The sequence below is a fragment of the Micromonospora sp. NPDC049301 genome, assembly GCF_040678715.1.
Lineage (GTDB): Bacteria > Actinomycetota > Actinomycetes > Mycobacteriales > Micromonosporaceae > Micromonospora.
On the sequence record NZ_JBFAQO010000006.1, the window covers coordinates 200,042 to 211,926 of the forward strand.

Below are 11,885 nucleotides of genomic sequence, written 5' to 3' on the forward strand. Positions count from 1 at the left end.
ATCGCTCCATGCGTCGTCCCCAGCTGGACATCCAGCTGAAGACCCCTGACCAGATCGAGAAGATGCGGGCCGCCGGGCTGGTGGTGGCCGAGGCGCTGCGCCGGATGCGCGAGGCGGTGGCCCCGGGCGTGAGCACCGCCGACCTGGACGCCATCGCCGAGTCGACCATCCGCGAGGCGGGTGGCGTCCCGTCGTTCATGGGCTACCACGGCTTCCCCGCGTCGATCTGCTCCTCGGTCAACGAGCAGATCGTGCACGCCATCCCCTCGCCGGAGCAGGTGCTCCGGGACGGCGATCTGATCTCCATCGACTGCGGTGCGGTGCTGGACGGGTGGCACGGCGACTCGGCGATCACCGTCGGGGTCGGTGACGTCGACCCGGCGCTGCTCAAGATGGCCAAGGTCGCCGAGGACGCGATGTGGGCCGGCATCGCCGCCGCCGCACGCGGTGCCGCCAGCGGCAAGGGACGGCTCACCGACATCTCGCACGCGGTGGAGACGGCGGTCCGCAAGGGCGGCCGGTACGGCATCGTCGACGGCTACGGCGGGCACGGCATCGGCACCGAGATGCACCAGGACCCGCACGTGCTCAACCACGGCCGGCCGGGCAAGGGCCCGCGACTGGTTCCCGGCATGGCGCTGGCCATCGAGCCCATGATCACCATGGCGTCGCCGCGTACCGTCGAGCTGGCCGACGGTTGGACGGTCGTCACCCGGGACGGGTCGGTGGCCGCGCACGTCGAGCACTCGATGGCGCTGCTGCCGGATGGCGTCTGGGTGCTCACCGCGTTCGACGGCGGTCGGGCCCGACTCGGCGACCTGGTCACCGCGCGGCAGCCGGCCGCCTCGCCCGCGTCCTGACCGCCTCGACCGGCCCGGCCAGCCCCGCGCAGGGGAGCGCACCGGCCCGACCGGTGGACCGGCGAGCGATGATCGGATCGGACGCGGCTGGCGTGACGGTGGCATGCTTGCCGGCATGAACGGGCGCGACGGGATGCGAGCGGCGGACGCGGACCGTGAGGCGGTGGCCGATCGGCTGCGGGTGGCCCTCGGCGAGGGCCGACTGGACCTGCACGAGTACGACGAGCGGTTGCAGCGGGCCTATGCCGCGCGCACCTACGCCGAGCTGGACGCCCTGCTGACCGATCTGCCGCCGGTGGCGCCGCCGGAGCGCTCGACGCTGGCGTCGGTCACCACACCGGCCGCCGGGCCGTTGGACGGCGCTGCGGGGGGTCAGCCCGTCCCGGCGGTGGCCGGCGGGGTCACGGCGCGCTGGCTGGCCGAGGTGTGGCTGCCGTACCTGAAGGTGATCGCCATCGTGGTGACCATCTGGGCGGTGACCTCGCTGCTCAGCCGGGAGGTGCTCTACTTCTGGCCGGCCTGGGTGGCCGGGCCGTGGGGCGCGGTGCTGGTGGTCCGCACGGTCACCGGGCTGGCCGGGGGAGAGCCACGGCGGCGGGCGATCGAGAGGCAACGCCGGCGGCAGCGCAAGCGGGTGAAGCGGGACCGCCGGAGGGCGTTGCGGGCCGGCGAACCGGACGAACGGGACGACCCGCGACCGGCCGGCTGACGCCCGGACGGGGCGTCGCCGTACGAGTCGGCGGCGGTTCGACGGAGATCATCGGGAGCCCGGAGGGGGGAGCGGCGCCCGACACAGCGGTGCGGTGGGTGGCCGGTTTGGCGACCACCCGCAGGCCGGCGTACACTTTCTGATCGGCGCACAGCGTCCACTCCGGCATGCCCACCCTGCGCTTCGGTGGGTGCTGGAGCCGCGGCTGGCGCGGGCTTTCTGATCTTGGTCAGTTTCCCGTGTAAGGCGTTGTGGGCCGCCCGGAGCAATCGACGTCAGGACAGCGGAGGACATGCCGAAAAAAGACGGAGCCATTGAGATCGAGGGTCGGGTCATCGAGCCCCTGCCGAACGCCATGTTCCGGGTGGAGCTCGCGAACGGCCACAAGGTGCTGGCTCACATCAGCGGCAAGATGCGGCAGCACTACATCCGCATCCTGCCGGAGGACCGGGTCGTCGTCGAACTCTCGCCGTACGACCTGACCCGCGGGCGCATCGTCTACCGCTACAAGTAGTCCTGACGACGGCCGGGAAGTCCCGTGTCCGTCTTCGACGTCCGGTCTCGCGCTGCGCGCGTCCCCGGGCCAGATGGGAAGTAAGGCAACCGTGAAGGTCAAGCCGAGCGTCAAGAGGATCTGCAACAAGTGCCGGGTGATCCGCCGGCACGGCCGGGTCATGGTGATCTGCACCGACCCGCGCCACAAGCAGCGCCAGGGCTGATTCAGCCCGTCCGGCCGGAACACGGCCGGGTGGGTTCGGTCCAGGCAGATCCCCAGCGACACACACAACACACATGCTCGTCCCAGCCGCGAGCGGTACGCGAGACGTACTCCTGCGTGGCTGACCCCCGGTCGGAGGCCGGGGCCCGCTCGGGCAGCGACCGATCCCGGTCGCCGGCGCTCACCGCGTCGGAAAGACGGGACGGCCGGTAGCGGGGTGGGACGGGTCCACACCTCCGCCACACATCACGAGGAGTACGCCCGCACATGGCACGTCTAGTCGGCGTGGATCTCCCCCGCGAGAAGCGGATGGAGATCGCGCTCACCTACATCTTCGGGGTCGGTCGTACCCGCGCCCTGGAGACACTCGCCGCCACCGGCATCTCGCCGGACAAGCGCGCTCGGGACCTCACGGACGAGGAGCTCGTGCAGCTCCGCGACCACATCGAGGGCAACTACAAGGTTGAAGGCGACCTGCGCCGCGAGGTCGCCGCTGACATCCGTCGCAAGGTCGAGATCGGCTGCTACGCCGGCATCCGGCACCGCCGGGGCCTGCCCGTGCGTGGCCAGCGGACCAAGACCAACGCGCGGACCCGCAAGGGCCCGAAGCGGACCGTCGCCGGCAAGAAGAAGCCCGGCAAGAAGTAAGACGTAGACCGGAATGCGGGTCTGGGTCCGCCGAGCTAGGCCAGGCCGCAACCTGTATCGGGAAGTCAACTAGGAGCGCAGAAGACTTATGCCACCGAAGGCTCGTGCCGGAGCCGCTGTAAAGAAGGTCCGGCGCAAGGAACGCAAGAACGTCGCCCACGGGCAGGCGCACATCAAGAGCACGTTCAACAACACCATCGTGTCCATCACGGACCCGACCGGTGCGGTCATCTCCTGGGCCTCCGCGGGCCAGGTGGGCTTCAAGGGCTCCCGCAAGTCGACTCCGTTCGCCGCGCAGCTGGCCGCCGAGGCCGCCGCGCGTCGGGCCATGGAGCACGGCATGCGCAAGGTCGACGTGTTCGTCAAGGGCCCCGGCTCCGGCCGGGAGACCGCCATCCGTTCGCTGCAGGCCGTGGGCCTCGAGGTCGGGCAGATCTCCGACGTCACGCCGCAGCCGCACAACGGATGCCGTCCGCCGAAGCGTCGCCGGGTCTGAGAGGTAGAGAGAGATGGCTCGTTACACCGGTGCTGACTGCCGCCGTTGCCGGCGGGAGAAGATGAAGCTGTTCCTCAAGGGCAGCAAGTGCGATGGCCCGAAGTGCCCGTTCGAGTCCCGGCCGTTCCCGCCCGGGCAGCACGGCCGCGGCCGTACCAAGGAGACGGAGTACCTGCTCCAGCTCCGTGAGAAGCAGAAGGCCCGCCGCGTCTACGGCGTGCTGGAGAAGCAGTTCCGCGGTTACTACGAGGAAGCCGTTGGCAAGCAGGCCAAGACCGGTGAGGTCCTCCTGCAGATCCTCGAGTCGCGGCTGGACAACGTCGTTTACCGGGCCGGCTACGCCCACTCGCGGGACATGGCCCGCCAGCTGGTCAAGCACGGTCACTTCACGGTGAACGGCAAGAAGGTCGACATTCCGTCGTACCGCGTCAAGGAGCACGACATCATCGAGGTCCGGGGCAAGAGCAAGGAGCTCACCCCGTTCATCGTGGCGCAGGCTCAGGCCGGTTCGCGGGCTGTCCCGGCGTGGCTCGAGGCCATCCCCAGCCAGATGAAGATCCTCGTGCACTCCCTCCCGGCCCGGCAGGTCATCGACACGCAGGTCCAGGAGCAGCTGATCGTCGAGCTCTACTCCAAGTAGTCAGAGCTCGTTGCGGTGGCCCGCCCTCCGGGGCGGGCCACCGGAACAGTTTGTGTCGTGGGCGTCAAATAGCGGGCGTCCCGGAAGAGAAGAGAAAACATGCTCATCAGCCAGCGACCCTCCCTCTCCGAGGAGTCGATCAACGAGACCCGGTCGCGGTTCGCCATCGAGCCGCTGGAGCCGGGCTTCGGCTACACCCTGGGCAACTCGCTGCGGCGCACGCTGCTGTCGTCGATCCCGGGTGCGGCGGTCACCTCGATCAAGATCGACGGCGTCCTGCACGAGTTCACCACCATCCCCGGTGTCAAGGAGGACGTGGTCGAGCTCGTCATGAACATCAAGGAGCTGTGCGTCAGCTCCGAGCACGACGAGCCGGTCAGCATGTACCTGCGCAAGCAGGGCCCGGGCGACGTGACCGCGGGTGACATCCAGCCGCCGGCCGGCGTCTCGGTGCACAACCCGGATCTCAAGCTCGCCACCCTCAACGGCAAGGGCCGGCTCGACATGGAGCTGACCGTCGAGCGGGGCCGGGGCTACGTGACGGCGGCGCAGAACAAGCAGTCCGGCGCGGAGATCGGCCGGATCCCGGTCGACTCGATCTACTCGCCGGTGCTGAAGGTGACCTACCGCGTCGAGGCGACCCGTGTCGAGCAGCGGACCGACTTCGACCGGCTGATCATCGACGTCGAGACCAAGCCGTCGATGGGCCCGCGTACCGCGCTGGCCTCCGCCGGTTCGACGCTGGTGGAGCTGTTCGGTCTGGCTCGGGAGCTGGACGAGACCGCCGAGGGTATCGACATCGGGCCGTCCCCGCAGGACGCCCAGCTGGCGGCGGACCTCGCCCTGCCGATCGAGGAGCTGGACCTCACCGTCCGCTCCTACAACTGCCTCAAGCGCGAGGGCATCAACACCGTTGGTGAGCTCATCGGGCGTACCGAGGCCGACCTCCTCGACATCCGCAACTTCGGTCAGAAGTCGATCGACGAGGTCAAGATGAAGCTCGCCGGGATGGGTCTGGGGCTGAAGGACTCGGCCCCGAACTTCGACCCGGCGCACGTCGTGGACACCTTCGGCGAGGCCGACTACGACACCGACGACTACCGCGAGACCGAGCAGCTCTAGTCCGCGCTGCCGCCACAACTGAGGAGCACCAAGCATGCCCACGCCCACCAAGGGCCCCCGCCTCGGCGGCAGCCCCGCGCACGAGCGGCTGATGCTGGCCAACCTGGCCACCGCGCTGTTCCAGCACGGCAAGATCAAGACCACCGAGACGAAGGCCCGGCGGCTGCGTCCGCTGGCCGAGCAGCTCATCACCAAGGCCAAGCGCGGTGACCTGGCCTCGCGGCGGCGGGTGCTGGGCGTCGTCAAGGACAAGGACGTCGTCTACGCCCTGTTCGACCAGATCGCGCCCCGGTACGCCAACCGCCCCGGCGGTTACACCCGGATCGTGAAGACCGGCCCGCGCAAGGGTGACAACGCTCCGATGGTCGTCATCGAGCTGGTGGAGGAGCTTCAGGTCGCCGAGCCGAAGGCGAACAAGAAGACCGCCGCCCGCAAGGCCGCGCAGCAGGACAAGGTCGAGGCGCTCGCCCCGGAGGAGGAGACCCCGAAGTCGGCCCAGGCCGACCAGGACTCCGAGCCGCCGGTGTCGGCGTCCGGTGACACCGCCGAGGCGCGTGAGGACAGCGACCTCGCCACCGAGGAGAACAAGGCCTGATCTCGGGCATCGTTCGGGCCCGGCACCCCATCGGGGTGCCGGGCCCGACCCGTAACGGGAGGTACGAGGTGGACGAGCGGATCCGGCTGCGGCTGGACGTCTCGTACGACGGCACCGGCTTCTCCGGCTGGGCCGCCCAACCGACCCGGCGCACGGTCGCCGGGGTGCTCGTCGAGACCCTGGACCTGGTCCTCGGCGCCGGCACGGCCACCGGGTTGACGGTGGCCGGGCGGACCGACGCGGGGGTGCACGCCACCGGGCAGGTCTGCCACCTCGACCTTCCCGCCGAGGTGTGGCGCCAGCACGAGGGTCGGCTGCTGCGTCGGCTGGCCCGTCTGCTCCCCACCGACGTCCGGGTGCGGGAGATGACCGAGGTGCCGGTCGACTTCGACGCCCGGTTCTCGGCGACCTTCCGCCGCTACGAGTACCGGGTGACCGACGCCCGGTACGGCGCGGAGCCGCTGCGCCGGCACGAGATCCTGGCCTGGCCGCGGCCGCTGGACCTGGCGGCGCTGAACGCCGCGGCGGCCGGCCTGGTCGGGGAGCACGACTTCGCCGCGTACTGCCGGCGCAAGGAGAACGCCACGACGCTGCGCGAGGTGACCAGGCTGGACTGGCGCCGTGACCCGGACGGCATCCTGGTCGCCACCGTGCAGGCGGACGCGTTCTGCCAGGCGATGGTGCGCAGCCTGGTGGGCGCGATGCTGGTGGCCGGGGACGGCCGCCGCCCGGTGGAGTGGCCGGGCACCCTGCTCACCCGGCGGGAGCGGTCCAGCGAGGTGACCGTGGCCCCGGCGCACGGGCTGACCCTGGTCGAGGTCGGCTACCCGGCCGATCCGGCCGAGTACGTCCGCCGCGCCGACCTGACCCGCCGGCTGCGGGTCCCCGTCGAGGGCTGACCCGCCGCCGGTGGGTGAGGTCAGTCGCCGGGCACTTCGTCGTTGCCGCCGGTGGTGCCGCTCTGGGAGCCGCTGGTCTCGGTCGGTGCCGTCGTGGGTTGACCCGCCGTGCCGCCGTCGGCCCGCCGTTGCAGCACGCCCTGGCTGAGGTGCAGCTCGATCATGTCGAACAGGATCTCGCGGATCGTGGTGTCGCCGGCCTTGACCGCCACCCCGTCCGTGCGGACCACCAGCGCGTACGCGAGGTAGTGGCCGCGGACCTGCCAGCCGACCCGGGCCGGGGCGGTGGCCAGCACCTCGGTGCGGTCGCCGTCCTTGCCGACCAGGCCCCGGAAGCGGCCCTGCCGCTCGTCGAGCAGTTGCCGGATCCGGTCCCGTGCCCGTTCCGCGCTCACCTTGTCGGTGAGGTTGAACAGCCCGGTGGTGACCAGGTGGTCGCCGCGCGGAGCCCGCAGCGTGGCCCGGACCACCTGGTTGCAGCCGAGCCGGACCAGCAGGTCGGCCACCTCGCCGGTGGCGGCGACGGCACAGCTGCCGCTCGACTGTGTCGTGAGCACCTGGTAGCCCGGCTGGCCGTCGGTGACCTTCAGCTCCTTGCCGGGGAAGAGTTCCTTGGCGGTGAGCGGGGCCTGATCGGTGTCCCGGGAGTCGAGGTCCTGCCGTTCCGCCGGGGCGGACGCGGCGGCGTTCGGCTGGTACGTCGGCGTGGCCTGCGGCTGCGGGTCGCGGTCCATGAGCAGAGCGGCGGCGCCCAGGCCGCAGAGTGCGAGGAGCACCAGGACGGCCGCGCCCCCGATCAGCACCTGCCAGAGCCGGCCGCCACCGCGCCGGGAGGGCGACTCGACCGGCTCCGCCGAGGTGTAGATCGGCTCGCGTGGTGGGGCGGGCGGGATGTCGGCACGGACCGGCGGCGGCGCGGACGACGGCAGCGCGATCTGGTTCGTCCGGCGCAGCGACGGGGTGGGGAAGCGCGACGGAGAGGGCCCGGCAGGCGGGGGCGGACCGCCGTGCACGGACAGGTCGTTCCCGTCATCCGGGTACTCCACGAAAGCGTCCTCATCGGACTCGTACCGATACACCATGTCGCCCAGAGTAGGAGTCATTGTCCCTTTAGGGGGTAATAACGGGAAATGTGGGTGTGGGCCGTGTCGGGGCATGCCTCGGCCGGTGCGAGAATTGCCGGTGTGACCGGCGACCACTACTTCACCGCTCAGCCCGCCAGCGACGCCCCGCCGCGCGAGGTCGAGTTCTCCGTCGCCGACCGCGACTACCGCCTCGCCTCGGCCGGCGGCGTCTTCTCCGCCACCCGTCTCGACCCGGGCACCGCGGTGCTCCTGCGCAAGGCCGAGCTGCCCACCGCCGCCACCACCGGCGACCTGCTCGACCTCGGCTGCGGGTTCGGGCCGATCACCTGCGTGCTGGCCGACCTGGCGCCGGCGAGCACCGTCTGGGCGGTCGACGTCAACGCCCGCGCCCGCGAGCTGACCGCGGCCAACGCCGCCCGGGTCGGCGCCGACGACCGGGTCCGGGTCCGCGCACCGGACGACGTGCCCGCCGACATCCGCTTCGCCCAGCTCTGGTCCAACCCGCCGATCCGGATCGGCAAGGACGGGTTGCACGACCTGCTGCTGCGCTGGCTGCCCCGGCTCGCCCCGGACGGCGTCGGCTGGCTGGTGGTCGCCCGGCACCTCGGCGGCGACTCGCTGCACCGCTGGCTCACCGACCAGGGCTGGCAGGTCGAGCGGCACGCGAGCCAGAAGGGCTTCCGGGTGCTGCGGGTCACCCGGTAATTGGATGTACCGCCCGGCCCCGCTGGGGCAGGATCCCCGCGTGGGATACGTGGACGTGGCAGCGGTCGGGCACATCCTGCCCGACGGTCGGGAGCTCTTCGCCGACGTGTCGTTCCGGGTCGGTGAGGGCGCGAAGGTCGCCCTGGTCGGGCCCAACGGCGCGGGTAAGACGACGCTGCTGCGGATGGTCGCCGGCGACCTGCCAGTGCGTACCGGGGCCATCGCGCGGGCCGGCGGGCTGGGCGTCATGCGCCAGTTCATCGGCATGATCGGCGACGAGTCGACGCTCGCCGACCTGGCGCTGTCGCTGGCCCCACCACCGCTGCGGGAGGCCGGCCGCCGGCTCGGCGAGACCGAGGCGGCCATGCGGGCGGCCGAGGTCCGCGGCAAGTACAGCACCGCGGCCGGCAAGGCTCAGCTGGCGTACGCCGACGCGCTGGGCGCCTGGGGCGAGTCCGGCGGGTACGACGCCGAGGTGCTCTTCGACACCGTCGCCACCACCGTGCTCGACCTGGCGTGGGACGCCGTCCGGGACCGGCCGGTCCGCACCCTCTCCGGTGGGCAGCAGAAGCGCTTCGCGCTGGAGCTGCTGCTGCGCGGCCCGGACGAGGTGCTGCTGCTCGACGAGCCGGACAACTTCCTCGACGTGCCCGGCAAGCGCTGGCTGGAGGCGCGGCTGGCCGAGTCGACCAAGTCGGTGCTGTACGTCTCGCACGACCGCGAGCTGCTGGCCCAGACCGCGGACCGGGTGGTCGCCGTGGAGGGCGGCAGCGCCTGGGTGCACCCGGGCGGCTTCGCCAGCTGGCACGAGGCGCGGGTGGCGCGGCACGCCCGCCTCGACGAGCTGCGCCGGCGCTGGGACGAGGAGCACCAGAAGCTGCGCGAGCTGATGCTGATGTACAAGCAGAAGGCCGCGTACAACGACGGGCTCGCCTCGCGGTACCAGGCCGCGCAGACCCGGCTGCGCAAGTTCGAGGAGGCCGGGCCGCCGCCCGTACCCCCGAAGGACCAGGACATCCGGATGCGGCTGACCGGCGGGCGGACCGGCAAGCGCGCGGTCGTCTGCGACCAGCTGGAGCTGGACGGTCTGACCTACCCGTTCGACCTGGAGATCTGGTACGGCGACCGGGTGGCGGTGCTCGGTGCCAACGGCACCGGCAAGTCGCACTTCCTGCGGCTGCTGGCCCGGGGTGGCAGCGACCCCGACCCGGCCAACGGGCCGGTCGACGGGGCCGGGGCGCTCGCCCCGGTGGCGCACGAGGGCACGGCCCGGCTCGGTGCCCGGGTCCGCCCCGGGCACTTCTCCCAGACCCACGACCGGCCGGAGCTGATGTCGAAGACGCTGGTCGAGATCCTCTGGCGCGGCGACGAGCACCGGACCGGAATGGACCGACACGCGGCGATGGGGGTGCTCAGCCGCTACGAGCTGGCCGGCCAGGGTGACCAACGTTTCGGCACCCTCTCCGGCGGGCAGCAGGCCCGGTTCCTGGTGCTGCTGCTGGAGCTGTCCGGGGCGACCCTGCTGCTGCTCGACGAGCCCACCGACAACCTCGACCTGGCCAGCGCGGAGGCGCTGGAGGCGGGCCTGAACGCGTTCGAGGGGACGGTGGTCGCGGTCACCCACGACCGCTGGTTCACCCGCTCCTTCGACCGGTTCGTGCTGTTCCGCGGCGACAGCGAGGTGGTGGAGACCCCGGAGCCCGTCTGGGACGTCCGTTGACGGACGGCCCGGCGAACGTCGACCCGGCCGGCATAGGGTGGATCTCGTGACTGAGATGACCTATCGCCGGCTGGGCGACTCCGGGCTCGTGGTGTCCGTGGTCGGCATCGGCTGCAACAACTTCGGCCGCAAGCTCGACCTCGACGGCACCCGCGCGGTGGTGGACGCCGCCCTGGACGCCGGGATCACCCTGTTCGACACCGCCGACATCTACGGCGAGCCGCAGGGCGCCTCCGAGGAGCTGCTCGGGCAGGCGCTCAAGGGACGCCGGGACGACGTGGTGGTGGCCACCAAGTTCGGCATGGACATGAACGGCCTCAACGGGCCGGACTTCGGCGCCCGGGGGTCGCGGCGCTACATCGCCCGCGCGGTGGAGGCGTCGCTGCGCCGGCTCGGCACCGACCACATCGACCTGTACCAGATGCACGAGCCCGACCCGGGCACGCCGATCGACGAGACGCTGGCCGCCCTGGACGACCTGGTCCGCGACGGCAAGGTCCGCTACCTGGGCAACTCCAACTTCGCCGGCTGGCAGATCGCCGACGCGGACTGGGTCGCCTCGTCCAACGGCCGGGCCCGCTTCATCAGCGCGCAGAACCACTACAGCCTGGTGGAGCGGTCCGTGGAGACCGAGGTGATCCCGGCCTGCGAGCGGTTCGGCCTCGGCATGCTGCCGTTCTTCCCGCTCGCCAACGGCCTGCTCACCGGCAAGTACAAGCGCAGCGAGCAGCCGCCGGCAGGCAGCCGGCTCTCCGGTGGTGGCCGGTACGCGGAGCGGCTCGCCGCCGCCGACTGGGACACCATCGAGGCGATCGAGGCGTACGCGGCCGAGCGTGGGCTGACCATGCTCCAGGTGGCGATCGGCGGGCTGGCCGCCCAGCCGGCGGTGACCTCGGTGATCGCCGGCGCCACCACGCCCGAGCAGGTGCATGCCAACGCCGCCGCGGGCACCTGGGAGCCCACCGACGAGGACCTGGCCGCGCTGCGCGCCATCCTCTGACCTCCGGGCGGGTCGCACCGCCGGGCCAGGAACGACACGGGCCGGACCGCTCAGGGCGGTCCGGCCCGTCCGGTGTGGGGCGCCGGAGCGCCCCGGGTGGTCAGTCGGCTCGGCGTCGGCTGAACAGCATCGGCACCGCCACCGCCAACGCGGTGAGCACCAGGGCCGCCAGCCCGACCGGCCACCACCAGGCGCTCCCCTCGGCACCGGCGGCGCGGCCGTCGGCCGGCGCGGTCACCGCGACCGGTGCGGGCGTCGGCGGGGACTGGGCGGGCCGCGCCTGCACCTGGGCGCTCGCGTCGCCCCTGTTCGGCGCCGGTGCGGTCACCGTCACCTTCCAGGTGCCCGGGGAGAGCACCGGACCGCTGCTGTAGAAGCCCTGCCCCTCGGGCGCCGGCTCCAGTTGCACCGGGCCGAGTCGCCGTCCCTCCGGGCCGGTGCCGGTCAGGGTCAACCGCACGGGCTTGTCCAGCCGGTGCCCGTCGGCGTAGGTGGCCTGGACGGTGACCCCGTCGGCCCCGTCGCCGGCCACGGTCAGCTTGAGCTTGCCGGTGTGCGCCGTGGCCGGAGCGGCGGAGAACAGGGCCAGGGCCAGTCCGGCGAGCAGGGCGGCGAACACCTTGCGGATACGGGTCACGGACGTCTCCTCACTACGGATGAGGGAGGCCCCTCCCCGACGCCGGAGCGT

General features: G+C 71.9%; 15 protein-coding genes. 13 read left to right on the forward strand and 2 right to left on the reverse strand.

What is annotated here, in order from left to right:
- The first annotated feature begins 8 nt into the window (after positions 1–8).
- From map to truA, 10 genes are all read left to right on the forward strand, one after another.
- The gene (gene map, locus AB0K07_RS19665; protein ID WP_363756847.1) at positions 9–860 is read left to right on the forward strand and encodes a type I methionyl aminopeptidase; all 852 of its coding nucleotides are present in this window, start codon (positions 9–11) and stop codon (positions 858–860) included.
- 115 nt (positions 861–975) lie between these two features.
- A complete protein-coding gene (locus AB0K07_RS19670) occupies positions 976–1,569 on the forward strand; it encodes a DUF1707 domain-containing protein (RefSeq protein WP_363756848.1) in 594 nt (197 codons plus the stop codon).
- Between the two features lie 292 nt (positions 1,570–1,861).
- Positions 1,862–2,083: a translation initiation factor IF-1 gene (gene infA, locus AB0K07_RS19675; RefSeq protein ID WP_007073013.1), complete on the forward strand. Its 222-nt coding sequence runs from the start codon at positions 1,862–1,864 to the stop codon at positions 2,081–2,083.
- A gap of 91 nt (positions 2,084–2,174) precedes the next feature.
- Positions 2,175–2,288 (forward strand): 50S ribosomal protein L36, encoded by a 114-nt coding sequence (gene rpmJ / locus AB0K07_RS19680; protein WP_012184307.1) that lies wholly within the window; start codon positions 2,175–2,177, stop codon positions 2,286–2,288.
- A 266-nt stretch (positions 2,289–2,554) separates the two neighbouring features.
- Entirely contained in the window at positions 2,555–2,935 is a 381-nt protein-coding gene (rpsM, locus tag AB0K07_RS19685) for a 30S ribosomal protein S13 (protein ID WP_007465236.1), read from the forward strand.
- Between the two features lie 88 nt (positions 2,936–3,023).
- The gene (gene rpsK, locus AB0K07_RS19690) at positions 3,024–3,431 is read left to right on the forward strand and encodes a 30S ribosomal protein S11 (RefSeq protein WP_007073011.1); all 408 of its coding nucleotides are present in this window, start codon (positions 3,024–3,026) and stop codon (positions 3,429–3,431) included.
- A 13-nt stretch (positions 3,432–3,444) separates the two neighbouring features.
- Positions 3,445–4,071 carry a 30S ribosomal protein S4 gene (gene rpsD / locus AB0K07_RS19695; RefSeq protein WP_089018952.1) on the forward strand — a complete coding sequence of 209 codons (627 nt, stop codon included), beginning with the start codon at positions 3,445–3,447 and terminating at the stop codon, positions 4,069–4,071.
- A gap of 99 nt (positions 4,072–4,170) precedes the next feature.
- The gene (locus AB0K07_RS19700) at positions 4,171–5,193 is read left to right on the forward strand and encodes a DNA-directed RNA polymerase subunit alpha (RefSeq protein ID WP_089018953.1); all 1,023 of its coding nucleotides are present in this window, start codon (positions 4,171–4,173) and stop codon (positions 5,191–5,193) included.
- A 34-nt stretch (positions 5,194–5,227) separates the two neighbouring features.
- On the forward strand, positions 5,228–5,788 hold the full coding sequence (gene rplQ / locus AB0K07_RS19705; RefSeq protein WP_363756849.1) for a 50S ribosomal protein L17: 561 nt from the start codon (positions 5,228–5,230) through the stop codon (positions 5,786–5,788).
- A gap of 68 nt (positions 5,789–5,856) precedes the next feature.
- Positions 5,857–6,687, forward strand: coding sequence for a tRNA pseudouridine(38-40) synthase TruA (gene truA, locus AB0K07_RS19710; protein WP_363756850.1), 831 nt, complete (start codon positions 5,857–5,859; stop codon positions 6,685–6,687).
- A 20-nt stretch (positions 6,688–6,707) separates the two neighbouring features.
- On the opposite strand, the gene AB0K07_RS19715 is transcribed toward truA, so the two are convergent.
- A complete protein-coding gene (locus AB0K07_RS19715) occupies positions 6,708–7,769 on the reverse strand; it encodes a hypothetical protein (RefSeq protein ID WP_363756851.1) in 1,062 nt (353 codons plus the stop codon).
- Between the two features lie 102 nt (positions 7,770–7,871).
- On the opposite strand from AB0K07_RS19715, the gene AB0K07_RS19720 reads away from it, so the two are divergent.
- From AB0K07_RS19720 to AB0K07_RS19730, 3 genes are read left to right on the forward strand one after another with little or no spacing between them, the layout of a single operon-like run.
- Positions 7,872–8,477: a methyltransferase gene (locus AB0K07_RS19720; protein WP_363756852.1), complete on the forward strand. Its 606-nt coding sequence runs from the start codon at positions 7,872–7,874 to the stop codon at positions 8,475–8,477.
- A 40-nt stretch (positions 8,478–8,517) separates the two neighbouring features.
- Positions 8,518–10,197 (forward strand): ATP-binding cassette domain-containing protein, encoded by a 1,680-nt coding sequence (locus AB0K07_RS19725; RefSeq protein ID WP_363756853.1) that lies wholly within the window; start codon positions 8,518–8,520, stop codon positions 10,195–10,197.
- Positions 10,198–10,234: 37 nt separating this feature from the next.
- Positions 10,235–11,197, forward strand: coding sequence for an aldo/keto reductase (locus AB0K07_RS19730; RefSeq protein WP_363756854.1), 963 nt, complete (start codon positions 10,235–10,237; stop codon positions 11,195–11,197).
- 100 nt (positions 11,198–11,297) lie between these two features.
- Here the strand turns inward: AB0K07_RS19730 and AB0K07_RS19735 are convergent, their stop codons facing one another.
- Positions 11,298–11,834 (reverse strand): hypothetical protein, encoded by a 537-nt coding sequence (locus AB0K07_RS19735; RefSeq protein WP_363756855.1) that lies wholly within the window; start codon positions 11,832–11,834, stop codon positions 11,298–11,300.
- Between the last annotated feature and the right edge of the window lie 51 nt (positions 11,835–11,885).